The organism is Streptomyces sp. NPDC054842 (assembly GCF_053611025.1).
The window spans coordinates 191,423-216,965 of record NZ_JBSGZN010000007.1; the positions used below are offsets into that span (position 1 = coordinate 191,423).

The window sequence follows — 25,543 nt, forward strand, 5'->3', positions numbered from 1 at the left end:
GGTCCCAGGTCAGTCCTGCTTCAGCACGTCGAACCGCAGCCCGCTCGACCCGCCTCCGGTCCCGCTCACCTTGCGGCGGGTGGTCCACGCGTGTGCCGAACCGTCCTGCCACCGGGTGAACTGCCGATTGCGCTCGACACGGATGCCGGAGCGCGGCACCTCCTCCTCGTAGAGGCCGGCCGTCTCGGCGAGGAGCCGGCCCAGCGGAGCCTCGAGCGAGGCGTCGTCGCGGTCCAGACGGGCCAGACGGAAGCGGATGGACTCCTCGTCGGCGAGGGTCTGCGGCACCAAGGGGTACCAGTGGGCGGGTACGTCGGTGGCCAGCAGGTAGCGCGGGGCGGCCTCGGCAGGCGGCTCCGCGGCACCCGGGGCCGGCGCGGTGGGCGGTGTGGCGGCGATCCAGCGCGAGTAGCGGTCGACCCGCTCCCCGGCGCGGTCGGCGACCGTTTCCTCGACGGCCCAGGCCAGGTTGGCCTGTTCGTCACGGAGCAGGAGGACCGATTCGACAGCGGGGCCGGCCAGAGCGTCCGGCAGGGACGCCGGCCGGTAGATCCAGGGCGAGGGCGGCATCGCCATGCCCTCGGCCGGAGGGATGCCGTTGGAGCGGTCGCCCAGTCCGAAGAGGTTCCAGCCGGCGTCGTCGCGGGCGGTGGCGTGACCGAGGGTCGTCTCGCCACCGAAGACGTCGTGGACGGAGCAGTCCACGACCCTGCTCAGGGAGCCGACGACGAGCGGCAGCGGCACACAGAACCAGTCGTTGCCGTAGACCGTGGCGAAGGCGATGAGCATCAGCCGGCCCAGGTCGGCGGGGGAGGCGTCGACGGAGCCGAAGTCGATGCGGGCGTCCTCCATCTCCCAGAACCGGGACACGGGCATGCCGCCGTACACCGCCGGGGTGGGGACGATCGTGCGCTGCTCGCGCGTCACCGCGGATGCGTCGACCGGCAGTTGGGCGTCCGGGGTGGCGTCCACGGCCCACCAGTCGAGGTGACCGCCGTGGTATTCCCCGGCGTTGAGTACGAGCCCGGGCAGGCTGGAGGCGCGTGCCTCGAAGGCGTACTCCAGGCGTGCGGGGTTCCATGCCTCGGGCGGCTTCGCGGGCTGGGGCGGCGTGGCGTCCGGGACGTGCGCGTGCCACCAGGACAGCCAGGTGACGGCCGCGTTCGCCAAGGCATCGCGCGCGGCGTCGGTGTCGGGCGCGTCGAATTCCTTGGCGGCCGTCTGGTCGCGTTCGGCGATCCGGGCCAGCCAGGGTGCGAGGGCGACCGGGTCGGGGAGCCGGTCGCGCACGGCGGCGGACAGGCCGGTGGGGGCCAGCGGACCGTCGGTGGCGAAGGGGCAGACCCGGGCGAAGGCAGGCAGCAGGGCGACGAGTCCGGCGGCGGTCAGCGCGCGCCGCCAGCGCATCGCGCCGGCCATCGCCAGCCGGGCGTCGAGGCCGTTGCCGGGTTCTCGTTCGACGAGGGCCTCCAGGACCATCGAGTCCGGCTCGTAGGGCTGCCAGTCGGCGTCGGCGCGGGTGCGCCAGCCGTCCAGCCGGTGGGCCTCCTGGGCGAGGGAGACCGTGACGGGGGAGGCGGCGTCGTCGCCCCGGAACTCTCCGAACGCGTACTGCCGGGCGAGGAACCAGGCGGCGTCGGCGGTCCGGGCGGCGAGTGCCTCGTCCATGCCGGTGTCACGTGGGACGGGTTCATACCGGAACATGGTCATAGCGGTCCCCATCCGTGTGCCGGCATCGTCCACTGCATGGGCAGCAGGCCGCGCAGCTCGAAGAAGTCGGTGAGGTCCATGCCGCGCAGCCGGGTGAGCGCGAAGGTCTCCTCGACCACGGCGTGGACGTCCTCCATCCGCCAGCCGCGTGTGCGGTCGGGCGGCAGCGCCAGGAGCAGAGCCTGCGGGGCGCGGGCGTCGGGCTGGTTGTAGTGGAAGGCGAGCCCGCCCAGTTCCTCCGGCGGGTGCTCGCCCACGCCGGGCTCGGGCACGGACTCGGTCCAGGAGTCCACGAGCAGTCCGGCGGTCCTCCCGGCGTCGGGCGCACCGTCGGCGCGCAGCACCGCGCAGTGGTGCGGGAAGGGATGACTGCGCGACGCCACGGGCGCCCGGCCGCGGGCGATCCAGGGCTGCCCGGCGGGGAGCTGGGCCACGACGGTGGTGCAGGGGGCCGTGCCGGCCAGCGTCTCGGCGGCCGTCAGCGCGTCACCGAAGGCCCGTGTCTGGGGCCGGAGGCGTTCCATCTCCAGCAGCCAGTCCGCGACCGTGTCCTCGTCGGCCTCCTGCGGGGCGGGCCCGGTCAGCGCGCTCTCCGCGGCGCTGCCGCCCAGGTGAAGGACGGGCAGGACGGGCAGGGTCCAGCCGAGCACCGAAGTGAGCGTCGCGCGCAGCCTGGTCACCCACTCCAGCACCGCCGACGGATCCTGCGGTGGCGGCCCCGGCAGGGAGGGAAGCAGCCCGGCCTCGAAGCGGTTCAGCACCGCGAGGGCCTGCTCGCGCAGCGACTCCACCCGATCGGCGCCCTCCCGGGCCGACGGCCATGCGCCGGACATCCCCAGGTCGGTGAGAGTCTCCAAAACCCGGACGACCTCGTCGACGGTGCCCGGCAACGCCGCCACCTGCTCGCGCAGTGCGGCGAGAGCGAGGGTCACCGTCCGGTGCCAGGCCGTGACGCGGGCTGCCAGTTCCGGCAGGTCGGCGGCCGACCAGTCGTCGCCCGCGCCGGGGTCGAGGTCGGTGACGAGCAGTGGCCGGGCGCTGGCCAGGACACCGGCCAGCGACCGGCACAGCAGCTGCAGTTCGCCGAACCGGGCGGCCCCGGTGTCGGTGACCCGTGCTCCCGCCGGGACACGGCGCAGCAGCCGGTGCGCCAGCACGCTCTCGGCTCCGGTCACGGCGTCGGGCTGGCGGTCGGCGCCGTCCTGGAACAACCCCGCGCCCAGGACGACGTCCAGCGCGCAGACCCCGAGATCGGCGAGGGATACCTGGGCGGGCGCGGCCGGGTCACCGAAGGCGAACGCCCAGCCGGTGGCGTCACCGAGCCGTGTCTGGCACCAGCGCTCCAGGGCGGGTTCCAGCGCGGCGAGGGGCCGGGCGGCCGTCCAGCCGTTCGTGCCGACGGAGGGGGCCAGCAGACCGAGCCGGTGGGTGAGCGCGACGGCCGCGCGGGGGGTGCGCAGGACCTCGAACTCCTCGGGCAGCGTGTCACCGCGCGCGATGCCGTCGGCGGCCACACCGGCCCGCAGCGGATGGCCCGCGACGAGCTGGTGCACGCTTTCGGCGAGCAACAGGTCGCCGACCGCGTCCACGGTGGCCTCCAGGTCGTTCACGAGCGGACCGGCCCGGTCCAGCAGCGGCCGGCTCTCGTCGGTGAGCACCTCGGTGAGCGAGTCGAGGTCCTGGAGCTGACGGCCGTGGGCCGTGTAGTCGGCCACCAGCGCCCGGCCGTCGACGACGTCGCGGGCGGCCGTCGCGGTACGGGCCTCCTGCGCGCCCGGCGCGTCAGGCTCGGCGAGGTGCGGGGTGGGATAGGCGGCGCGGAAGGGGGCGATCAGTCCGTCCAGGTGGGCGTCGTGCAGGGCGCGTTCCAGCCGGTAGCCCAGCAGGGCGCCCAGGGTCTGGCCGGAGCGGACGCCGTCCACCACGGCGAGGGCCTGGCGCACCCGGCGCGCCCGGAGGTCGACGCGGAAGGCCTCTGCGTCGGTGTGGCTGAGCCACCCGGAGCGCAGCACGGCGGCGGTGGTGGCGTGGTGCATGGAGGGAGCCACGAGATAGCCGTCGTGAGTCTCCTTGATCGTTTCCTCGGCGGGCTCGGCCGGAGTCTCGTCGTCGGTCGGAACCTGGGGGTTGTCTTCCGGGTTTCCTACGATCTCCGGGTCCTCGTCGTCCTCCGGGTCGGTCGGCACGGACTCCGCGCCGAAGTCCACGGGACGCAGGTCGGTGACCCAGCCGTACGCCCCGAGGTGGGTGCCGTCGGGGCGGTCGCGGCGCAGCCGGTTCAGTCGGGCGGAGGCGACGGAGGTCATCCAGGCGTCCAGGCGGTGGCTTTGCGTGTCCAGCACCTCGCACAGCAAAAGCTCCAGCCGGGGCAGGTCGCCGTCGGCCATCTCCTCGGCCACGGCGAACTGGTCGATGGCGGTGGCCGCCCAGTCGAAGAACGCGGGGACCGTGCCGGGCGGAACCTTCACCTGGCCATCCGTCAGGTCGATGACGGGGTCCACGGAGCCGCCGGACTGCAGCCGCTGGTCGAGCCGGAAGTAGTACAGGTGGAGGGCCATGATGCCGAGGTGGTACCAGAGCCCGAGCTTGCCGCTGCGGGTTCCCTCGAAGGCGGGGCCCAGGTCGAACAGCCGCTGGGTGACCTCGGGCGGCACCTCCTGCTGGAGGGACTGCAGGTGGGCGAACTCCTGCAGGGCGCCCAGGAGTGTGCGCAGCGGGTGGGCCCGGAGCAGCTCCTGCACCTCCGGAGGGGGCTCGGCGGTAAGGGTGAACTCCAGCGGCTGCGGCAGGAACGCCGGGTCGGGCGGCTGCTGCCAGGCGAAGCCGCTCTTGTACGGGATCGTGCCGGTCGGCGTGTCCGGCGCGGGCTGGAACGGCGCTGTGACCGGCTCCTGTTGGACGAAGCGCAGCCGCCGGGAGGCGGGCAGGCGGTGCAGCAGGTCGTTGATCACCTCGTCGGCGTCACCGCTGCCGACGGTCGGCGAACGCCAGCCCTGGGACTCGGCGAAGGTGCGGAAACTCTGCAGGTGTTCCAGGATCCGCAGGTCGACCTCGGTGCCGTGCCACAGGTCGAGGGAGGTGACCGGCAGGATGCCGTAGGGCTGCCGTCCGATCCGCAGCGTGGGCAGCGTCCCGCGGCCGCGCACGTGCTCGACGAAGTGCTGGACGAGGAAGGTCAGGTCGACCTGGGTGTCGGAGTCGTAGTTCATCCAGTTCGTGGATGCGGCGGCCATGGCACCGAACGCGGCGTGCAGCCGGCGCAGCAGGTCGTGGTCGTCCACGTCGAGCCCGTCGGCGGTCTCGGCCAGCACGCGCCCGGCGGCGGGTCCAAGGGCCCGGGCGGCGCGGGCGGCGGCCTGAGGGCTGCCCGGTGCCAGGTCACCGAGTGCGGCCAGGGCGGCGCGCTGCTCGTCGGCCTTCTCCGGGCTGGGCGGCGGCATCCGGGTGCGCCAGGCCGACCTGGTGGACGCGGTGTTGTTCGTCGGTGTGCCGGTGGGCAGCACCGCCAAGCCGTCGGTGCAGCGGTGGGCGTCCAGCAGGGTGCCGATGAGTTCAGCGGTGTGCTCCGAGGTCCCGCCGCGCACCCCGGCGACGGTGACCAGGCTGAAGTCGGAGCGCATCTCGCCCTCGATGGGCACCTTGACACCCATGCCGACCCGCACGGCCTCCTCGAAGTCGCTGAGCCAGCCGGGCGGCACCGGGCTGTCCGGGCCGAGGCCGACGTCGAGCACCTCGGGGATGGGCGCGCCCTCCTGGCGCCAGAGCAGCCCGATCTGTCCGTCCCCGACCGTCTCGTAGCCGGAGAACACCAGCCGCTCGGGCAGAGCGTACGTGTGCGCCGACCGCGTCCAGCAGCCGTCGCGGCTCTGCGGTTCCACCGCCCAGGGAGCCGGTGAGGGCGCGCTCGCGCCGGGCGGGGTCTCGGTCCGTGGCGGATCCTGCAGGCCGGGCCGAAGCGCCTTCACCGCCCATGCGGCGCGGCCGGGACCGATCGTGGCGACGAGTTGCGCCCAGGCCGCCCTGCGGCGCTCTTCGTTGGGGCCGGCCGCCCAGACTTCGCACCAGTACGCCTCCGCCGCGACACGTTCGGCCGGGGTCAGGGCCGGCTCGTGGGAGTCGACGTGGATGTCGTCCGGGTAGGCGCGGACCCACAGCTCCAACGCCGCCTCCCCGGTGTTGTGGTACACCGTCTCCAGACGCAGCGGCAGGAGCAGCAGCGGGTCGGAGTGGCTGTCGGCCGACCACAGTTCCGGCTCCTCGCAGGCCAGCTCGTGGTAGGTGTCGCGGGCGGCTTGGTAGCGGGTCTGGTTGGTGGCCGCCTCCTGCCCCTGGGCGAGATGTTCGGCCTCCAGGCCACTCTCCCCGGACTCGATGCGCTTGTTGTACATGGCGAGTCCGGCGCGGGACCAGTCGAGCGCGATCCGGGCGTCGGCGACGGCCCGGCGGGCCTTGGCCAGTTCCAGGTTGACGGTCACCGTGGATCTCCGATCAGTTCGCGGGCCGACATGACAACCCGGAAAGGCCGCTGCAGACTCACCATGGCCACGGTGGCGGCGTTCCACCGGTCCGGCCGGGGTTCCTTTTCCGGCACGGCGGGCATCCCCGAAAGGTCGGCGAATCTGCCCTCCGGGACCTGCCAGCTCAGGTCCGACCAGTGCCGGTACGGCGGCGCCGGATGCACCGGGTTGTCGAAGCCGAACCGCATCCGGTAGCTGTTCTCGGCGAGTACGAACCACCAGTCGTGGATGTCCCCGCGCAGCACGAACGCGTACGCGCAGGTCCGCTCGTCCAGGGTGAGCACCATCTTCGGATGCTCCCAGGTGCTCTGCCCGAGGTCGGCCGCGCCCACGGACTGGGCGGGGACGGCGGCCACGACCAACTGGGGGTACCGGCGCACGAGCCGGCCTCGGATGAGCAGCACGTCCAGCTCGCCCGCGCCCAGGGTGAGCTGGGCGCTGAGCGTGCCGTCGGGGTCCCAGGCGTGCACGGGCGGCACGTCAGGCTCGCCGTCGGGGCGCGGCCAGAAGTGCGTGAAGGGGCTGCCGCGCAGGTCGGTGGGGTATTCGCGCCAGCGCATCTCGCCGTTCATCTCGTCGTTGACGCCGACCATGAACGAGGCGATGAACGGCGCGTTGGCCTGGAGCAGCACGGCCCGGTCGTCGGGGATCGTCCCGGAGCCCGGGAGGAACCAGTCGCCGGCGGTGTCCTGGAGCGCCAGAGCCATGGGCGCGGGGAAGTCCGGGGCGGTCATGACCGGATCGCCGGGCGCGGCGGGCACGGCGAGCGCCTCCTCGGACAGGATGGTGACGGTGCTGTCGAGCCGGGCCGCCAGCAGAGGACCGGGGTCGAAGGCCTGGGCGAGGCGCTCGCGCATCCCCTGCGCGTCGATGGGCACCCCGAACTGCAGGATGTGCGCCCCCGGATCGTCGGCCATGGACGCGTCCGGCGCCAGGGCGGTGCCGGGCTCCGCCAACGTCATCACGGCGTCCGGCGACTGCTCGGCGAACGCGGGAGACAGGTCGCCGGCCGGCTCGGACAGCTCCCGTGCGGACAGCGCCTGGAACATCCGCAGCGCGTCGGCCGGCCCCGTCGTCCCCTCGGCGGGCGCCCTGCCCTCCGCCGGGCGCGCCACGAGCGCGGTGAGCGCACCTGCCTGGGTGTCGAAGCCGTTGGCCCACGCCGACGGCGCCATGGCCGACAGCAGCCTGAGCGTCCGGGCGCCCCGCGCCGCCGCGGTCGCCCGCAGGGCCGTGCCCACCTTGGCGTTGAGCTCGACCGTGTCCTCCCCCGCCAGCTGCCCGGCCTCCACCGGCCGGGTCAACATTGCCATCGGCAGCGGCGGCAACAGCTCGCCGCTGAGCGTGCGCCGGACGTAGGACTCCCCGTCGAGGCCGGCGCGACGGGCGACCGGCCCCCGGCGCCGCAGCAGCCGCCGCAGAGCCGGGGTGACCAGCTCGTCCGGGGCCGGGCTGACCACGACCTCGGTCCGCAGCGGCAGTTCGCTCCCGGTGCGAACTCGGTCGCCCACCGCAGCGGCGAGCCCGAGTGTCTCGCCGGGGCTGAGGGTCTGCACGCTGCGCCGGTAGAGGGAGTCGGCGACCGCGGTGCAGAAGGCGGCACGGCTGCGGAGCCGGTTGGCCTCCCGGACGTCACCGACGTGGTCCCAGGCCCGGGCCATCAGCCACTCCTGGTTCTCGCGCACCCAGCCCGCGCCGAGGGAGGCCGCGATCCGATTCTCCGGATTCAGGTTGAGCTCGGCCAGCCACCCGGACTCACCGTCCTCGACCTCGTCGCGTACCACGGGACGGCCGCCGTACAGCGGCGGGGCGACGGCGTCCTCGGTGCCCCGGCTGATGTGCCGGGCGACGCGGAAGGCGAAGTCGGCGAGGGCGGTGGCGGCCTGTTCGGCGGGAGAGTCGACGAGCTGGAGCACGCCCTGCACGGTGATGGTCTGCCGGGCGCCGGGCGGCTGCTCGGCACAGGCCAGCGGGGGGCCGTGCAGCCACGGTTGGGTGATGTCGACGGTCCGGCCGGACAGCGGGCCGCGTTCCTCGGCGGACAACGGGACGATCGCGGCGGCCAGTTCCTCGAAGTCGCCCGGGGCGCCGGTGCGGAACTGCCAGCTGTAGTAGACCGGCAGCCGGACGCCGCCCTGGTCCTGGCGCCAGGCGTCGCCGTGCTGGTCGACCTCGGTGAGACCGCCGGACAGTCCCGCGGCGACCCCGCCCTGGAAGGCCGGCACGACACAGGCCGTGTAGCCGGTGTCCGATCTCAGGTGCAGTGGGCACAGCAGCCGTGAGATCAGCGGACCCGACTGGCCCGCGGGGCGCTGGACGTGGGCCCACTGCCACGACTGGTCCAGCGGCGGCAGGGCCGTGGCGTCGACGTCCACGAAGGGCAGTGGCCCGCCGCCCCGCAGCGGGTGCCCGGCGGTCTCGATGGCGACCAGCACCAGCCAGGGCCGCAGCATGCCCTCGGCGGGCCGGGCGGGCGTGAACAGCCACGGCAGTTGGGGCGCGTCGAACTCCACGCAGGCCAGGTAGTTCGGCTCGGCGTCCTGGATACCGGCCGGCGGATCGACCCGCAGGACGTGCCCGGCGTCGATACCGATGACGGCCTCGGGGCCGAGCATCCGCAGCGCATCACCGGGCGGCCTGACCGGGATCTCACCGCCCGGCCCGATCAGGGTCAGCCCCGGATCCAACAGCGCGGGCCCGTTGGGTGCCGTGCTGCGGATCGCTCCGCCGACAGGGCTCTGCAGGTACGGGGCGAACTGCAGGTCCTCGGACATCGGGGTCACACCTCCCAGGCCTCGACCGGCCGCACCCCGGCCAGACCGGCGTACAGCAGGCGCAGCTCCCCGTTCGTCGCCGACGGCGAGGCCGGCAGGGAGGCCGCGGTCATCGACCAGGTCGACGCGGCCACGACGGGCGGCTCGTGGGACACGAGCAGTCTCACCTCGGCCGGCCACCAGATCGGGTCCCGCAGGGAGACGCCGGCCGCGATCCTCTCGGCACGTACGAGCGCCTCCAGCCCCAGGAACCTCAGAAGGTCGAGCACCCGCGTCGGGTTCGGGTCGGGCACGACCTTCGTCTCCCAGTCGAGCGAGGCCGTGATGAACGCGTCCTCGTCCGGCTCACAGGTGTCGGCGACGAAGCGGACACCCGACCGGTACCTGTCGTACGCGGGCGCGGCCAACTGCTCGTCGTCGGTGAGCCTGCGGAACTGGCCGAGGGCGAAGTTGTCCGTGGTCGCTCCCGCGTCGGCCTCCTCGCCGCCCAGCGAGGCCGAGGCGATGTCCCACTGCTCGGCCGGTTCGACGAGCGAGGGTCCCAGGCGCTCGATGTCCACCCCGAAGGGCAGGACGCGCTGCTGTGCGACGACGCCGCCATGCGGGTGGACGCGGCGCCCCTCGCCGATCTGCCGGTTGGCGGCGGGGGACAGCAGCACCGGAATCCGGTCGCCGCCCACAGGGGGCAGCGCGCTCCACGCCTCCGGGCGGGCGAAGGCCTCTTCCAGCCTGCGCCGCAGGTCCGCGGGCGGGGCCGGCAGGGCGGGAGGCGGGTTGCCCCAGCGTTCGTCGAAGTCGAAGGAGGCGCTGAACAGGAACAGGTCGATGCTGCCGCGCCCGACCGCGTGCCAGGGGGCGGGCCCTTCCAGGGTGAGGTCGAAGGCGACGCCCACCAGGGACTCGCCGAACACCTCCACCGACAGCGAGCCCCGCATCCGCGCGCTGAACGACAGGCTCGGCTCACGGTGGACCAGGACGTCGAGCCCGAACTGGCCGCGCAGCCCGCAGCCGGCGATCTCCGCGACCAAAGAGAGCTGGGCACCGAACTGCAGGGTGTTGGTGGTGACCGCGAAGTACGCCTGGCAGCGCAATTGGATCCACGGCACCGGGGAGAGGTTCATCGACAGCCGGCGCAGCGCCGGCACACCCCGCGGGACCGCGAAGGCCGGGTGGAAACCGCCCGCGCTGAGCACGAATGTCGGATCGGGTCCGCCCCGGCTCAGCATCAGCACGTCCCCGTCGAGCGGCACCCCGGCCATGTGCGAACCGCTCAGGCTCGCCATCAGGAACGCGCTGGGCTCTGCGCTGTCGTACTGTCCGGCGAAGGTGGCCTTGAGCTGGATCAGCGGCACCTCCGGATCCGGCACCGCGACCCGCAGGATGCCGAGCAGGGACAGCCGTACCGGGTCGGGGACCTCGGCCACGACGGCCGCCGACAGGGAGACCATGCGGCCGCCCCACGAGATCTCGAACATCGGCCCGACGACGGTGCGCCCCGGCACGGTCGGGAACAGGGCCGGCAGCCGGGGGACGACCCGTTTCGCCGCCGCCACCGGGTCGGGTGGAAACAGCAGTTCCCCGGCGGTGCCGTCGGCGATGGCGGCGATCAGGGCGTCCCGGTTCACCGCCTTGTTGACGCCCACGACACCGCCGACGCCGCTCAGTGCGAAGCCGAGGCCCAGCTGGATGCCCGGCTCGGGAAAGGTGGCCCCGAGCAGCGCGACGAACGCCGGACCGCCCGGCGCCGCCAGATCCAGCTGCCCGAAGGCGGTCACCGTCGTGGCGGGCACGGTCGCGCTCAGCACGCCCGAGAACGAGCGGAACTGCTGGCGCTCCAGCCTGCCCCGCAGCCGCACCGGGGGCAGCGGGGAGTCGATCTCCACCGTCGCCGGGAGCCGGTCGTCGGCCAGCCGTTCCAGATCGAGTCCGAAGATGCCGCCCATCACTCACCTCACGGTCAGAACCGTCCGGCCCGCAGGCCGTCCAGGGGGAACACTGCTGGGGAAGGCGCCCTTCTCCGGATCTCCGTCACGGAACACCGCGTGGTACTCGCCGCAGTACCCCCGGTCCCGCACGGCATGGGACCGCTCCCCTCAGTCCACGTGGTAGGAGACGTAGTAGCAGGACTTCTCCTCCTCGGAGAAAGCGATCTTCGACAGGTCGCCCTGTCCCTGCTCACTCTCGTCGATGGTGACGGAGCCCAGCCTGTCGTCGTTGGCAAAGGGGCTGCTGTCCTTCTCCCACAGGAAGACCGTGGTGGCGCCCTCCACGGGCAAGGCGAGTCCGACGGGGATCCGCGCTCCCGCAGCGGCCTCGAACGGGTCGCCCGGCGGCCACACCCTGTTGTCCATACCGGGCGAGTCGGTGGTCGTGGCATACAGGTCGTCCGGTGCCTCGTTCGCGGCGTCACTGATGAGCCGGCCGATGTCGACGTTCCCGGTGAGCCGGTCGATGAGCTGGGCACCCGGCAACTCGTAGACCGGGGCAAGCAAAGTGTTGATCACCGCCCCGAGGTCGAAGTCGGTCGACGTCGCCGGCCGCACGCAGATGAACTCCTCGATGGTCGCCGTCGCTGTCATGGCGTCCTCCTGCTCGGTCCTGGGGCCCGGCTGCTGGTCATCCCCCGCACTCGCCTCTCCTGCGCCGCGTCCGACGCTACGGACGCGGCGTCAGCGCGACGTCAGCGCGGCGTCACCCCGTCGTCAATGACAGTCCCTCCGGGCCCGGTTGCAGGGGGTGAGCAGGAGTCTGAAAATGAGAAAGCGGTACGCGTCGTCGATCCGTGCGACGTTCCCAGGGTCGCGGTCGAGACGGTGGACGCGACCGTGCGCCCTCGATGCGGCAGAGGTCCGCGCGAGGCGCGCCCACGCGAAACTGTGCGCGCGAGGCGATCAATGTGGCGTCCTGTCTTCGGCTGAGGCTTCTCGGCCAATTCCGCCTGGAACTGGGCACCGAGCATGTCGACCTCTCGGGCAACGCCCAGCGGCTCCTGGCCTTCATGGGACTGCGGGGGAAGGTGTGCCGTACGGTCCTCGCCGGCACGTTGTGGCCCGACGTCACCGAAGGCCACGCCAGGGGCAGCCTGCGCACCACTCTGTGGAAGCTGCCTCGCGCCGAACCGCCGCTGGTCAGCTGTTGCGGCGACGTCCTGCGGGTCACCCCCGCCCTGCGGGTGGACGTCCACGCCCTCACCCGGACAGCGCTCGGTGTCGTACAGGGCAACGACCCTGCGCCGTACGCCCTCTCGTCGCTGGACTTGCTGACCGTCGAGGACCTGCTGCCCGGCTGGGACGAGGACTGGGTACTGCTGGAGCGTGAGCATCTGCGGCAGCTGCGCCTGCACGCGCTCGACGAGCTGGCCGAGGCCCTGACAAGGCAGGGCAGACCGGCCCTCGCGATCGAGGCGGGCTGGGCCAGCGTGCGGGCGGAACCGCTGCGGGAGAGCGCGCACCGGGCGGTCGTGTCAGCCCACCTCGCGGAGGGCAACGTCGGCGAGGCGGTGCGCCATTACGACAAGTTCCGCCGCCTGTTGGAGGAGGAACTCGGCGTCGCACCCTCGCCCCGGTTCGCCCGGATGCTGCCCGAGCGAGCCGGAGCCGGAAGAAGGAAGGCAGCACCATGCACCAGAGCGTCCGCGACTACTGGATCACCTTCAACGACCCGCTGGAAGGACGCGTCAACTTCATGTACCTGGACGTGAAAGGCTATGTGAGCACCGGCATAGGAAACAAGATCGACGAGACGGCACGGGACAATTCCGCGCCCACCGCCCAGGAGCGGGCCGATTCACTGGCCGCCGCGAACAGACTTCGTTGGCTCGTCAACGACGTGGACACGGAGGCGGCAGCCGAAGAGGTCGCCCAGGATTGGGACACCGTGAAGTCCCACCTCGAACTGGCTCCCTTCGGCCACAACAGCTTCCGACCGCCCCTGACCCGCCTGCATGTGGACGACGACGAAATCGACCGACATGTGTTCGACAAGCTCGACGAGATGGCGGGAGTGCTCATCGGCCGTGACGGCTTCGGTGACTTCGACTCCTGGCCGGCCAACGCCCAACTCGCCGCACTGAGCATGTGCTGGGCGATGGGTCCGAAGTTCAGATTCCCGAAGTTCCAGGGGCACGTGAAAATGCGGAACTGGGCGGGCGCGGCGGACGAATGCCACTTCACCCCGGACGTCGGCACGATCAGGATCCGCAACAAACTGGACCGGGCGCACTTCCTGCTCGCCCTCGACGCGGAATCCCAAGGCTTGCCGCTGGAGCAGATTGTGCTGGACCTGTCGGACGTGTTCGGCGTCCAGGGAGCCCTTCTCGCCCTGCACCTCACACCGCTGACCCAGGACGGCGTTAACGGCCCGCTCACCCAGGGCAAGGTCAAGGAGTTCCAGACGGCCAACGGCCTGGACGGAAACGGGGCGTTCGACGACCCCGACACCCTGTCCGCGCTCGCCTCCCAGCTTTCCGCACACGGCTTCATCGTGTCTGGCGCCTGACCTGAGCGCCGACAGCGAAGAGATGGGAGAAGGGACAGATCTTCCGGCGAACAGACGGAGAGTAGGGCATCATGACCGCGTTCACCCTCGACATGTCCGGCCCGTTCCAGCCGGGAACCGGCGCCACCGACCTCGGCGGACCTAACGTCGGCGGTCACCAGCCACCGCACTGGTACGAGCAGTACGGCATGGACTTCGGCGCCGCCGAAGGCACCCTGGTCCGCGCGGCCTTCGACGCGCACGTCACCCGGTACAACCCGCACGACCCGGCCGCCGATACACCCAGGGTGTATGGCGCCCAGCTCTTCATGCGGGCCCCCAACGACATGCTGGGCGTCTACTACACCCACATCGCCGATGTACCGCCCGCGATCACCGCCGGCTCCTCGGTCGCCAGAGGCGATCCGCTGGGCACCGTCTGCCGCAGCGGCCCGACCACAACCCACCTCCACTGGGCCCTCGTCGAGATCATCGGCGGCGCGCCGGCCGGCCAGTACCAGGGGGTCGACCTCCACGAGTTCTTCCTGGGCATCACCGGCACGGACACGGTGGCCTCGGTGACCTTCCCGCAGGACGGCTCACCGCCGACGCCCGGCGGCGCCGGCCGCCCCAGGGCCTTCCATCTGGCAAACGTCCGCGGTATCCAGGAAGCCCTGACCGCGCTCGGCTACGACCCTGGCCCCATCGACGGCATCGACGGCCCGCGCACCCAGGCTGCGGTGAGCGCCTTCCAGCAGGATCAAGGGCTGGCGGCGGACGGGCAGTGGGGACAGGACACGCATGCCGCGATGGTGGAAGCTCTGCACGCCAAGGGATTCCTGGTGGATGGGGACTGACTAGCTTCAACAACGGGCCCAAAGCGGACCCAGCCCGGTCGACCGCGCGCCCGGGCAGCAGCACCACATCATCACCGACGGCCAGAGACACCCCGCTCGCGGTGTCTCTGCCGGCGGAAGCCGCAACGACGTCACCCAACTCCCGCTCGTGCCAGGTAAAATCCCGCCGGTTGCGGGAGTCGTCGGCCGGCCGCGCAGGCGGCCCGACATGTTCTTCGCGGACCGCGGCTAACGGCACGACAACTACCGACGGCTCTTGCGGCAGCCCGGGTAGCGCCCGGTGATCGCCGAGCGTGGCCAGCTGCGCGGGACCCGAACTGGGCACCTTCCGCTGGGTCGTTGACCGGACGATCTCGTGGTTGCGTGGCTTCCGCCGCTTACGGATCCGCTGGGAACGCCGCGACGACATCCACGACGCCTACCTCGGACTTGCCGTCTGCCTGATCACCCACCGGCAGGTGCAGAGGCTTTGTTGGGCCATGTAGTTTTCTGGGACTGCGCGCCTCACCGGCCGACGTGGCCGGCCGCCGGCGCGGACGCGGCCGGCGGCATCGTCGGCAGGCCGGCCGCGAGGTCCGACAGCGGGACTGTCTCCAGCCGGGCCTCTTCTTGGTCATTCTGGTCAGTGAGATACCGCCTGAGCTCCGGCGGCCGGTATCCGGCGTCGCGCTCGTAGCGTTCCTTGGCCGGGACGGCCAGGAACTCGTTCCCGTCCGGCTCGTACCTGTCGTTCATCGCGCTGCCCAGCGGCCGGTGGTAGGCCTTGGCCAGCCGGTACATGCGCGTACGCGACTCGTGTAGCTGGCCCGAACCGTCCGGCTCCACCCGGAAGCCCACACCGTTCTGCGGACTCATCTCCTGCGACCTCGCCGCCCTGAGCTGCTCGTCGTCGAACTCCAGCCCGTAGCGCCGGGCCTGGTGCATCATCCACAACAAGGCGATGTCGGACAGCCCAGCCTCCATGTACCCACCACCGACATCACAGTGCACCCCGGCGAACCAGACCTGCTTCAACTCCTGCCCGTGACGGGCGGCCTCGGGCTGCTGGTGCCACAGCGCCGGCCGGAACGCCGAACGCTTCTCGTCGATGGCCATTGCGTGAAAGGCCCCCTTGACCCAGCTGCTCAGCTCGGTGTCGTGGAATGCCCAGCGATGGTTGAACCCGTTCACCGCCCACTGCAGCGCAGCGGCATTCGGCATAGGTATGCCCAGCGCGCCCACGGTGTCCCACACCCCGATGAAGCGGATCCCCGTCTCGCGGGCGTACGAACGGCGGAACAACGTGGATGCCGCGCCGCTCGGATGCTCGTTGCGGTCACGGTAGAGGGACCACGCCGCCTGCGCGCGGTCGGCGTGTTCGCGCCGCAGGATGCCGCAGTTGCGCACCAGTCCCGCAAGGCTGCGGGCCGTGAACGCCCCCCGACTGAAGCCGAAGAGGAACAAGTCGTCATCGGGCTCGTACGTCTCGACGAGGAACCGGTAGGCCTCGGCGACATTCCGCGAGAGTCCCACGCCGAAGGCCCCGCCTCGCAGCCGCTCCCACCGCTCGGTACCGACGCCGCCGTGATAGTAGACCCGCTGGTCCTTCCCGGCAGCGGACCCCTGGCGCACGGACAAAGCGACCTTGGCAACATTCGTCTTGCTTGGCTGGTCGGCGTAGTTCCATGTGCCGTCACAGCAGACGACCAGACGCTTGGCCATGACCATCCCTCCTCGCGAGAGCGTGGAGCGGCGTATACACCACCTCCATATTTCCACCACCCGTCGGGCCGCGCCATCCGTGAGCCGCGCGTCCCCTTTCCTCGATGTCGGACTGCCTGTCGGGCGAAGTCAGGCGCCCGGCCTATTTCTCGCAGCTGCGAAGCCGAGGCCGCGCTGCCGAAGCGGCAGCAGTGAACCGCCACCATGGCATCTGAGAAGGAACAGGTTCGGGGCGCAGCTGGAGGAGCGCTGGGCATGCTTCCGCGACGAACGCCGACGACACCCTGGCGCTGCTCTGGCTTGGCGGCGCCTCAGCCTCCTACCGCGGCTCACAGCCGCAGCCAGACCGAGAGATGCGTTCGGGGCAGTAACTCGCCGGAGCAAGAGCAAAGCGGTTCATCAGTACACCGCCCCAATATCACGCAACTGAGGGCTGCTGTTAGGTGAAAGTGCTCCCAGTGACGGGAAAGTTGAAACACCGACGTCCAGGATCAGAAATCACTCATGATTCATTCCCGGTAGCGGAACGGATCAGATCTGAGGCGCGGCAGGTACCGTGCACCCGAACGGGCTTCAGTCGATCCTGACGCAGTAGACGAATGGGACGCTGACCGTTCTGCGACCCGACGTCAGATCGACCGCGTAGACATGCGAGTTCGGGTTTCCGGGTGCGCACCGTTCGGTGAAGCCTGGGACGAAGCCGAAGCTCCCGCCGGGGTGCCCGGCGTGCCTGGTGGCCGTGACCTTCCAGGACTTGTTGACCGCGCCGGAGAACACGATGCGGACCGGGCCGTTCACGTTGAAGTGGTTGCCGCTGACTTTGAGCTTGCCGTCCGCCGAATTGATCCACAGCCGCACCGCCAGCCGCCGGTCGTCGGCCTGACGGTTGTCGTACCGCGCTCGCGCGCGGGTCTGCGGGGTCACGCAGGTGAGGTCGTCGGATCCCCACGCCTCACGCCAGACATAGCCCTGCTCGCAGTAGCCGTTCGCGAGGGTCCGGCCGGGGGCCAGAGCATTGTCGTTGGCGGTGTTGATACGTGTCTGCGGTGTCACGCACACGAGATCGCTGGCACGCGCGAGCCGCCAGACATATCCCTCTCTGCAGGTGTTGGGCCCTTGATCCTGGGCGCTTGCGGCAGACGGCGCGATCAAGCCGCCGCCGATTCCGGCGGCAATCGCCATCGCCGAGGCCATAAGTCGCCTGAACATAGTCACACCTCCACATTCACGAGATCGCTATCGTTGAATCGTCCGCTTATGTCGAGAGATCATCACACTCGGCTGAGTGACAGTGCTTCACGCCTCACCGTGCGACGCCGCCGCCCGACTCGGCTGTCTGCGAGACCGCCAAGTCCGCAATTACAGCTGAGCGCCGTGGCGCCCCGGACGGCTTGTCGGTCAGGAACCGAGCTGCACGCGATGGAGTCGCACGACGGGACCGTGGATGAACCCGCGCGCGAACGCCGCGGGCGTGGAACGGTGCAGATCCCGCCGAACAGGACCGACACCGCGCGCCATGCGGCAGGCGTCCGGGTCGTCGAAACAGCGACCTCAGCGCCCGCCCGCGCGTTCGTCCGCGTGTGACGCCTGAAGCCAACAGGAGTTCTCAGTTCTCACCGAGTGTTGAGGTAGAGCTGCGGAGACCAGGCGGTGCACTTCGAACCTGAGAAAGTCCCGCGGTTGCACGCCTGGATCATGAGGTTGTAGTCGCCGTGGCGGGCAGGCCACTTCCACAATCCCTTGCTTGCGGACAGCTCGCTCTGCTCCCAGGGACCACCCGGCGCGGCCCAGCGGACGTTGTAGTGCGTGGCGCGGTACCCGCCGTAGATGACATAGACGTACCCGTTGCACCGGTTGTATCGCGCGCCGATGTAAGGAGAGTTGCTCCACTGGTACCTGTTCGGAGATCCGCCGATGTTGGTGCCGCCACCAGGTGGATAGGCATCCACGTAGCACCCTCGCGCAGCGGCATCACCAACCCCCGTCGGTGCCATCATGCCTCCTGCGGCGACGGCGCAGGAGGCGAGCGCCACCGCCGTCCGGCGCATCATCAATGCAGCCATTCTTCCCACCGTCCTACCAGCAAGCGGAGATTGCCGGCCGCCGCGCCCGCCCGTGATGGAGCGATCCCACATCGGTGTCGGGTGCAGATCCCGCCGTTGCACGCCTCGAAGGGGCCTGCGGATGACTTGGTTTCAACAGCCTGTTTCGCGGCTCCAAGCCTAACGAGCCGGACCGCCAAGAGAGGGCCCTCATAACCAGAGTCTCACTGCGGTATGTGCGTTGCACCTCGGAGCGCCCGCCAAGGATTGGAGCTGACCAACTTGTGCACCTGGCCGCAGCTCGGCGTCCACACTGTTCGTTGAACCGGCTACGAAGGAGGCGGGGAAAGCGAGTTGATCGCGGCGGGATACCAAATCATCGTGCAGTGGTCCGGCTCCGGCGGAGCGGCCCGAATCGGCATCCGGGCCGGGGGGTGCGGTCAACAGCCGCCGGAGAAGCGGCCACTTCGCCCAGGGGCTGACCGGTGGTTCACGCTCGCCGTCGGTTGTCCGTGTGAGTGGATGGGTGGGACAAGCCCTGGGGCAACCGGCGAGGAAGAGAGCACCGCCGGTGTTCCTCGCCGCGACGCCGGGCCAGGCGCGGGCACCGGACGGACGAGCCGGGCATGTCCGGGATCAGCCGACCTGCACTCAGCGGCGCCGGTTCCGTCCATGTGTGAGAACAGGGCCTCCCCGAGGGCCGTCCGCCGTCGTGCCGGGGCGCCCACTTCGCCATCGGGGATCACCGGCCTGTGCAGTGCTGTCCACGATCTCTCCTCCGCCGTCTCTCGTCTCGCCCTTTACTGCATCCCCACCCTGCACAGGGGATGCAGGCGGCGGGCAAGCGCGCCGCCGTTCAGCGGGGCCGGTGAGGGCGGTCGTACCGGGGCCGGCCGGGCTGACTGGAGCCGACCGCCCAGCCGGCGAGACGCTTGAGTCGGTCTTCGTCGAGGCATCCCCCACGCCGACGGCACGCTCGTCGCCGCAGAGGCCAATCCCGGCAAGACCGTCGCGGTCGTTGGCCTGTACGGGACTCAAGATCGCACCACGCTTGACGCCGCAACCAGCTGAACCAACCACGCACGGCGCTATGGCAGGCATTGGCCTCCCTCTTCGTGCCTGGCTTTGCGATCGCGGGGACACCCGCCCACGTGGGTCCCGCGCTCGATGACCCACTGGTGGCTACTCCTGGACGCCCAGTCGATGTCGGCAGCACGAGGAGCCAAGCCGGGGCCAAGCCGGTCAGGAGAAGGAGGTGTTGCCTGTCCGGCTGGAGCGGGGAGAGGCTGCTTGCGAGCCGAGAGCAGGTGCGCCTGTGACAGCAGCCGGACCGGGACACGTCGGCTGGCCCGAGCCCGGCCGACCTGCCTGTACGCCGCCGCGAACGCCAATGGAAGTCCGCAACAACCTCCATGTGTCGCACTCCACTTGGGGCGAGAGGAAGTGGCGCACGTACCACCCCGCGGACGTCGCCCGGGTGGCCGGGGCGATCGCCGACGGTACCGCGGAGCTCCAGCCGCACTGGCGGAACGACACCCCCGGAGCCAAGCTGCTCGATCAACGCCTCCGCAGGAAGAATTTGCCCGGTGCCATCGGGTGCGCCCTGCTCGTTGCCGTCCCATTGGCGATCTTGATCGTTCTGCTGATCATGTCCTGGAACGGCTCCGGATCGTCTTCGCCCGCCTACTGGCACTGACCCGCAAAGCGTCCGCTCCGTCGAGTTCCACTTCGCCGCCCTCCACGAGCAGCTCCGAGTGCGCCTGTGCGAGCAGCCCGCACCATGCGGGAAACCGCGCACGGGCGGAGGGCAGCCGCGGGGAACGTGTGTCAGGAACGGGAGGCGCCGGCGAGCACGGCCTGGTGTACGGCGCGTGCCAGGCGGGCGCCCCAGGTCGAACGAGGGCCGGCGAAGCCGTGGACCTCGGAGGCGGGACCTGGGACCCGGGCAGCGACGCAGACGGCATCGGTGGGGGTGCCCGAGCAGTCGTGACCGGCGTCGAGCAGAGCCTGCACCTTGGCCTCGGTGGCGGTGGCCACGGCGTTGACGAGGGCCGCGTCGCTCAGTGCCACGGGCAGCGCGACGACGATGTTGATCGTGCCGGGCGCGGCGGGCGCCGCGCTGCCGTCCTGCGGGGAAGCGGCCCACCCCCGCACCCCGAGCCCCACGGTGGCGAGGGCGTCCACCCCGCTGTCCCGGGCACGCCCGCACGCCCGGACGTCCGCGGCCGTCATCAGCCCCACGCCCGGCCCGTCCGCTCCGGCGTCACGGGCCAGGCCGGCGAGGTGCCGGTCCGGGTCGACGCGTCGGTAGCCGTGCGCGACCTGGGCGTTGAGGACCCAGGACCGTTCCCCGATGCCTCCGCCGAGCACGGAGCTGGCGATCATCCGCCAGTCGGCTCCCGCGCGCCACAGCAGGGCGTGCAAGCGCTCGCCGTCCTCGGCGCGCGTGAGGTGCTCCACCGCCAGCAGATTGGTGGTGGTGCAGGAGGGCGGGACGACGGTGGTCACCGGGCAGTACTCCTTGCGGGGCGGGAACCGGTCGATCCTACGCGGCGGACCCGGAGCTGGAGGCCCGGGCCTCGGCAGGCCCGCGGATCTGCGCGCTGCGATCCTCTCTTCGGACCCGCCGCAAGCACGTCCAGTACGAGGCTTTACGCCCGGCACTCCCCCCAGCCTCCGATCAGGAGGACCCCCAGAGCACGCACCCGACGCCGAGCCGCCCTATGGGCGACGTCGGGAATGGTCAGGCAGGCCCTGGTTCCCGTGCGCCGGGGTTAACCGGGGCATTACAGGCCCGCGGTGCGCTCCACTGCCTCCCGGGCGATGTCGGCGTAGTGGCGGAAGAGGACGGGGCGGGCCTCGTCGCCTTCGCGTCTCCCCAACTCCGCCCAGCACCTGGCCACCAGCTCGCGGGCCTGGGTGCCGGGCCAGGAGCGGGGCAGGAGCTGGGGCGGCAACAGCGGGTCGCGCTCCATGGCACGGGTGAGTTCGGCGGCCAGCTCGACGGCGATCGTCAGGACCGCGGCGGGGGAGAGGCCGACCCCATGGGTGAGCCGGGCGAGGCGGGGGTGGGTGACACGGCTCAGACGGTGGTAGCGCTCGGCGATGTCCCGCAGGGGCCACAGGCTGCGGGCGAGCTCGGCCGGTTCGCGGACGTCCCCCCTGCGCAGGTCCGTCGTGGTGAGGAGGGTGAGCGCGTCGTGGGCGCCGAGGCGGTGGGCCGCCTCCTCGACGTACGGCTCCCAGTGGTTGGCACTCACGTACAGCCCGCCCTGGAGGGGAGCGCCGCCGAGGTGGAGGAGCGTCTCGCGCAGCGAGTCGCGAGCCGTGCGCGCCGACTCCGGCACAGCGAAGGCGGCCAGGTGCCAGACACCGTCCCATGGCGCGAGTCCGGCATCCTGCCGGAACGCGTGGCGCAGGAAGTCCGCGTTGGGGGAGAGGGCGCGCGTGGTGTCCGCCGTCGCCCGCAGCTCGGCCTTGCGGCCCCGGCCCTCGTGGGTGAACCGGCCCTCGGCCACGAGGCGTTTCACGCAGAGCCGGACCTGCTGGTCGCTCATGCCGAGGGTGCCGGCGACCGTGTACAGCTCGTCCGCGCCGACCGTGCCGTCCTCGCGGATCAACGCGTGGACGAGCATGCGCGTGGGCACCTCCACGCGGTCCGTCTCCTCGCTCACAGTTGTGCCGCTCCTCTCGTCCCAGCAGCGCGACGCATCGCGGTCACCGCGCCGAACCCCATCAACTTTCGCAGGTAGGGCGTGTGCTCGGTGCGCACGGGCGTGAAGCCGCGCCGTTCATACAGCGCTCTGGCCCGTGGGTTGGTGTCGATGACGTCCAGTCTGATCTCGCGGCAGTTCTGCTCGGCCGCGACGGCGGCGACTTCCTCCAGGAGCAGGGTGCCGACCCCGCGTCCGCGGGTCCGCGTGTCCACGGCGATGCCGTCCATGACGAGTTGCCCGGGGGCGGGTCGACGCTCGAACAGGGCGAGGAGCAGCAGCCGGTGAATCCCCCGCACGTGTCCATACGCGCGCAGCACGGCGGCGGCCGACCCGCCGGTGAGGCCACGGCCGCCGAGCTGGTAGCCGGCGAGGCCGACGAGCTGTCCGTCGAGGAGGGCGCAGACCGCGCGATCGGCGTTCAGGTGGGCGGCGAGGAAGGGTATCGCCTTGTCCGCCGGGCCGAGCGTGGGTCCGAGCTTGCGGCCGAAGGCGTCCCAGTACAGCTCGGCCGCGCGCCGTTTTGCGCCGGCCGGAATGTTCCGCCGGACCGTCACCGCTCCCGCATCGCCGCCCGCTGCATCCGTTTCCATGCCGCTCTCCTCGCTCGCTTCACGACCCCAGTGCAAAACTCCGGTGCAAAACTATCACCACGCCTACGATCGTGGAGCGAGTGATAGTTTTCGGGGTCATGAACCCACTAGAGGTGGTCACTGTCATGACTTCGGGGACCGGGCCGCGGCGTCGCCGCGGCCTCCGCGCGGCCGTGTGGTCGCTCGTCACAATCCTGGTCGTGGCAGCCGGCCTCACCGGCGTGGCGCTGTGGCAGAACTCCTACGCAATGGACGAACGCCGGGTCTCCATCCGCCACGGCGACCACACCCTCAACGGCGTGCTGAGCACTCCCCGCGACGGCCGCGCACGCCACGGCCTGGTCGTGTACGTCCACGGCGACGGACCTCTCGACGCCACGCACGAGGGCGGCTACCGCCCTTTGTGGGAAGCGAACGCCCAAGCCGGGTACGCCTCCCTGTCCTGGGACAAGCCCGGCGTCGCGGGCGCGCCCGGCGACTGGCTCGACCAGTCCATGGACGATCGCGCCGACGAGACCGCCGCCGCCATCGCCTGGGCGCGCACCCGGCCGGACATCGACGGTGACCGGATCGGGCTTTGGGGCGCCAGCCAGGCCGGCTGGGTCCTGCCGAAGGTTGCCGCCAGGACGTCGGTGCGTTTCGTCATCGCGGTCTCGCCCGCGATCAACTGGCTTCGACAGGGCCGCTACAACCTGCTCGCCGAACTGCGGGCCGACGGTGCGTCCGCCTCCCGCACCAAGGCCGAGATCGCCCGCAGCGACATTATTCGCCGCCTGCTTCGGCGGCATGCGACGTTCGAGGAGTACCTCCGTGCGATGCGCGGCGACGCGGACGGGATGACGGCCCGCCGGTGGCGCTTCGTCACGAGGAACCACACCGCGGACGCCACCCGGGATCTGCGGGCCCTGCACGGCGTGCCGGTGCTGCTGACGCTGGCGGGCCACGACGTCAACGTGGACACCGCCGAGACGGAACGCGTTTACTGGAAGGTGCTGGACGCGGGCGGCGCACTGACGGTCAGGCACTACCCGGACGCGACCCATTCCCTGGTGAAGCGGTCCGTCGAACGGTCGGACCTCATGTTGACGCTCACCGCCGTGTTCGCCCCGCGCTCGCTCTTCGCGGACGGATTCCTCAACGACCAGCGGCACTTCCTCAAGGAAGCCGGTCCCGGCGGGAATGCCGAGGGACGGCATGGATCGCGAGGCGGAACCCGGCACGGCGCGTTCGTCGGAGACCGCCAGGGCGAACCGGCGCGAGTGGCCGCCGACTTCGGGACTGCGCCTGCGCCACGTGTCGCGGATGTCTGCGGTGACGACATGGGTGCCGAGCTCCTCGCCGCAGACTCAGATGGAGCCGGCTGATGGCGGCCGCCGTGTGGTGGCCGTCAGCCGTGGTTTGAGCCCTGGGAGCCCGCCGCGCCCGCCGGGTTGTGGGCTACGGTCCGTCAGAAGCCGTGCCCCATGGGCCGGGCATGGGCGAGGCGCTCTTGCGGAGTGGTCCTACGCTGGAGGCATGGCCACCGATCCCTTGCTGAGGCAAGGCTCCGACTCGACGGATCTGGTCCTGCGCGTCGGCCCGGCCGGGCGGGCGTGGAACGTGCTGGCCTCGGCGTGGCCGGCGCTGTTCACTCCGCTCGCTCTGGGCGTGCCGACCCTGCTCGTCGCCTTCTGGATGGTGCTGGCCGGGGCGCGGGCCTCGACCGTGTTCGTGGTGGTGGGGGTGATCGCCGGGCTGGAGTTCCTGATCGGCTGGCTGGCGCTGGTCTTTTCCCGGGCCCGGGACGTCCTGCGGGTGGAGTTCGCGCCGGCCGGGGTGCCCGCGTCTTTGCGGTTGGTCCGGGCCGCCGGGCCGGACGACTGGCTGCCCGTCAAGGCCCTGAGCGAGGTGCGGCTGACGCACACGGTGGTGGAGCCGTACCAGGGGGACTGCAAGCCGGCCGTCTCCACCCTCGGGCTGGAACTCGTCCTGCGGGGCGTCCGGGAGCGGCTCACACTCCCGTTCGGCGGCGACCCGCAGCGGCTCGCCGACGCGCTGACGGCCCTGCTCGGCCCGGCTGAGGTCGTGGTGGAGCTGCGCACCGAGCGCAGCACGCGCGATCGGCCGCAGCCCAACTCCAACTGGGTCTCTGGCGGTTCGGCCTCGGCCGGCTCGGGTGGCGGCTGACCCCGAACTTCCCGTGGCGCTCACCGGCTGGGCGTTGTTCGCGGGCGACGTCCGTTACGCGCCGAACGGAGTCGACCAAGACGGTCCACTCCAGGTGGCCCACCGCCTCGTCGTTGACCTGGATGTGTTCGAGCAGGCGGGCCCAGGTGCCGTCTGATTCCCGTCGGCGGAACCGCTTGTACGGCGTCTGCCCGGGACCCCGTATCGCTCAGGCAGGTCACGCCATGGAGCCCGGGGCCGCAGACGCGACAGCACGTCATTGACCACCTGACGGTGGTCGCGCCACGGACGGCCGCGCTGTGTCCACCTGCGGCAACAGGGGCGGTGTCCGCTCCCGCGCCGCGTCCGTCGATTCGCTTCGACCCGCCACAAGATCAATTGTTCGGCGCTTTAGGGTGTGCGGGTGGCCCCTTCTGACGCTGCATCGAAGACACGTTTTCTGGTCCTGCACGACTACGGTATGGGCGGCATCTGGTGGTGGGTCCACGCCCGGTCCGAACAGGAGGTGCTGGAGACCTTCGCCGGCGTGGAAGTCGTACACAGCGAGGCCACCCGCGCGCAGGCCAAGACGTGGGGTCTTGACGAGGCCGACGTCGACGCAGCGGCCACACCACCCGGCTTGGCCGAAGCGCGAGCCGAACGAGAGACTCAGCGTGGCACGCCGGGCTTCGGAGTCCTGGCCGGCCGGCACCTGCTGTACCTGAGCCGCCGGTGGGACGAGGACGACGACCCGATGGTCTACCTGATGGAGGTCGGCCCCGACGGTCGTCGGCTCCGCCAGGTCGAGCTGGCCGAGGACGGAACAGCCTTCAAGAGCACTCCGCAGGACTGGCCCTTCAACCCGCCGTTGGTGGACCGCTACGACCCCGCGTGGGTGCCGTTCGTGATCGGCCCAGAAGAGTTCGAGGCCCAGTGGGCCCGGGCCGTCCGCAGTCCGCGCCGCTGGGATGAGGGCCCTGCTTGACAACTGCCCCCGGGGCTGGCCGGTTTGGCT

At 71.3% G+C, this 25,543-nt stretch carries 18 protein-coding genes and 1 pseudogene; 7 read left to right on the plus strand and 12 right to left on the minus strand.

What is annotated here, in order from left to right:
• Positions 1 to 9: 9 nt before the first annotated feature.
• The 5 genes from ACWGIS_RS08265 to ACWGIS_RS08285 form a co-directional block, all read right to left on the minus strand.
• Positions 10 to 1,710 carry a hypothetical protein gene (locus tag ACWGIS_RS08265; protein ID WP_453361584.1) on the minus strand — a complete coding sequence of 567 codons (1,701 nt, stop codon included), beginning with the start codon at positions 1,708 to 1,710 and terminating at the stop codon, positions 10 to 12.
• Positions 1,707 to 6,185: a hypothetical protein gene (locus ACWGIS_RS08270; protein ID WP_453361585.1), complete on the minus strand. Its 4,479-nt coding sequence runs from the start codon at positions 6,183 to 6,185 to the stop codon at positions 1,707 to 1,709. Before ACWGIS_RS08270 ends, ACWGIS_RS08265 begins: the two co-directional genes overlap by 4 nt.
• Positions 6,182 to 9,001, minus strand: a complete 2,820-nt coding sequence (locus tag ACWGIS_RS08275; RefSeq protein ID WP_453361586.1) for a hypothetical protein — start codon at positions 8,999 to 9,001, stop codon at positions 6,182 to 6,184. The genes ACWGIS_RS08270 and ACWGIS_RS08275 overlap by 4 nt, the downstream gene beginning before the upstream one ends.
• A 5-nt stretch (positions 9,002 to 9,006) precedes the next feature.
• Complete coding sequence (locus tag ACWGIS_RS08280; protein WP_453361587.1) at positions 9,007 to 10,944, minus strand: DUF6603 domain-containing protein; 1,938 nt, start codon at positions 10,942 to 10,944, stop codon at positions 9,007 to 9,009.
• Between the two features lie 150 nt (positions 10,945 to 11,094).
• Entirely contained in the window at positions 11,095 to 11,580 is a 486-nt protein-coding gene (locus ACWGIS_RS08285; RefSeq protein ID WP_453361588.1) for a hypothetical protein, read from the minus strand.
• Positions 11,581 to 11,897: 317 nt separating this feature from the next.
• Between ACWGIS_RS08285 and ACWGIS_RS08290 the strand changes: the two genes are divergently transcribed.
• The 3 genes from ACWGIS_RS08290 (at position 11,898) to ACWGIS_RS08300 (ending at position 14,334) form a co-directional block, all read left to right on the plus strand.
• Entirely contained in the window at positions 11,898 to 12,701 is an 804-nt protein-coding gene (locus ACWGIS_RS08290; RefSeq protein WP_453361589.1) for an AfsR/SARP family transcriptional regulator, read from the plus strand.
• Positions 12,620 to 13,498 (plus strand): peptidoglycan-binding protein, encoded by an 879-nt coding sequence (locus ACWGIS_RS08295; protein WP_453361590.1) that lies wholly within the window; start codon positions 12,620 to 12,622, stop codon positions 13,496 to 13,498. Before ACWGIS_RS08290 ends, ACWGIS_RS08295 begins: the two co-directional genes overlap by 82 nt.
• Before the next feature lie 71 nt (positions 13,499 to 13,569).
• Positions 13,570 to 14,334, plus strand: coding sequence for a peptidoglycan-binding protein (locus tag ACWGIS_RS08300; RefSeq protein ID WP_453361591.1), 765 nt, complete (start codon positions 13,570 to 13,572; stop codon positions 14,332 to 14,334).
• 504 nt (positions 14,335 to 14,838) lie between these two features.
• On the opposite strand, the gene ACWGIS_RS08305 is transcribed toward ACWGIS_RS08300, so the two are convergent.
• The 3 genes from ACWGIS_RS08305 to ACWGIS_RS08315 form a co-directional block, all read right to left on the minus strand.
• Positions 14,839 to 16,035 (minus strand): DUF2235 domain-containing protein, encoded by a 1,197-nt coding sequence (locus ACWGIS_RS08305; protein ID WP_453361592.1) that lies wholly within the window; start codon positions 16,033 to 16,035, stop codon positions 14,839 to 14,841.
• A 573-nt stretch (positions 16,036 to 16,608) separates the two neighbouring features.
• Complete coding sequence (locus ACWGIS_RS08310) at positions 16,609 to 17,217, minus strand: hypothetical protein (protein WP_453361593.1); 609 nt, start codon at positions 17,215 to 17,217, stop codon at positions 16,609 to 16,611.
• A gap of 431 nt (positions 17,218 to 17,648) precedes the next feature.
• Positions 17,649 to 18,098 carry a hypothetical protein gene (locus tag ACWGIS_RS08315; protein WP_453361594.1) on the minus strand — a complete coding sequence of 150 codons (450 nt, stop codon included), beginning with the start codon at positions 18,096 to 18,098 and terminating at the stop codon, positions 17,649 to 17,651.
• 1,393 nt (positions 18,099 to 19,491) lie between these two features.
• On the opposite strand from ACWGIS_RS08315, the gene ACWGIS_RS08320 reads away from it, so the two are divergent.
• On the plus strand, positions 19,492 to 19,773 hold the full coding sequence (locus ACWGIS_RS08320; RefSeq protein ID WP_453361595.1) for a hypothetical protein: 282 nt from the start codon (positions 19,492 to 19,494) through the stop codon (positions 19,771 to 19,773).
• 131 nt (positions 19,774 to 19,904) lie between these two features.
• On the opposite strand, the gene ACWGIS_RS08325 is transcribed toward ACWGIS_RS08320, so the two are convergent.
• From ACWGIS_RS08325 to ACWGIS_RS08335, 3 genes are all read right to left on the minus strand, one after another.
• A complete protein-coding gene (locus ACWGIS_RS08325; RefSeq protein WP_453361596.1) occupies positions 19,905 to 20,585 on the minus strand; it encodes an adenosylcobinamide amidohydrolase in 681 nt (226 codons plus the stop codon).
• A 278-nt stretch (positions 20,586 to 20,863) separates the two neighbouring features.
• Entirely contained in the window at positions 20,864 to 21,712 is an 849-nt protein-coding gene (locus ACWGIS_RS08330) for a PaaX family transcriptional regulator C-terminal domain-containing protein (protein WP_453361608.1), read from the minus strand.
• Between the two features lie 35 nt (positions 21,713 to 21,747).
• Positions 21,748 to 22,383: a GNAT family N-acetyltransferase gene (locus ACWGIS_RS08335; protein WP_453361597.1), complete on the minus strand. Its 636-nt coding sequence runs from the start codon at positions 22,381 to 22,383 to the stop codon at positions 21,748 to 21,750.
• Positions 22,384 to 22,583: 200 nt separating this feature from the next.
• On the opposite strand from ACWGIS_RS08335, the gene ACWGIS_RS08340 reads away from it, so the two are divergent.
• Together ACWGIS_RS08340 and ACWGIS_RS08345 are read left to right on the plus strand one after the other, a co-directional pair.
• On the plus strand, positions 22,584 to 23,747 hold the full coding sequence (locus ACWGIS_RS08340; RefSeq protein ID WP_453361598.1) for an alpha/beta hydrolase family protein: 1,164 nt from the start codon (positions 22,584 to 22,586) through the stop codon (positions 23,745 to 23,747).
• A gap of 151 nt (positions 23,748 to 23,898) precedes the next feature.
• On the plus strand, positions 23,899 to 24,549 hold the full coding sequence (locus tag ACWGIS_RS08345) for a hypothetical protein (protein WP_453361599.1): 651 nt from the start codon (positions 23,899 to 23,901) through the stop codon (positions 24,547 to 24,549).
• Positions 24,550 to 24,559: 10 nt separating this feature from the next.
• On the opposite strand, the pseudogene ACWGIS_RS08350 reads toward ACWGIS_RS08345, so the two are convergent.
• Positions 24,560 to 24,919, minus strand: a pseudogene (locus tag ACWGIS_RS08350) (transposase); the annotation flags it as partial.
• A 33-nt stretch (positions 24,920 to 24,952) separates the two neighbouring features.
• Here ACWGIS_RS08350 and ACWGIS_RS08355 point away from each other — a divergent pair.
• Positions 24,953 to 25,513: a hypothetical protein gene (locus ACWGIS_RS08355; RefSeq protein WP_453361600.1), complete on the plus strand. Its 561-nt coding sequence runs from the start codon at positions 24,953 to 24,955 to the stop codon at positions 25,511 to 25,513.
• Positions 25,514 to 25,543: the final 30 nt, after the last annotated feature.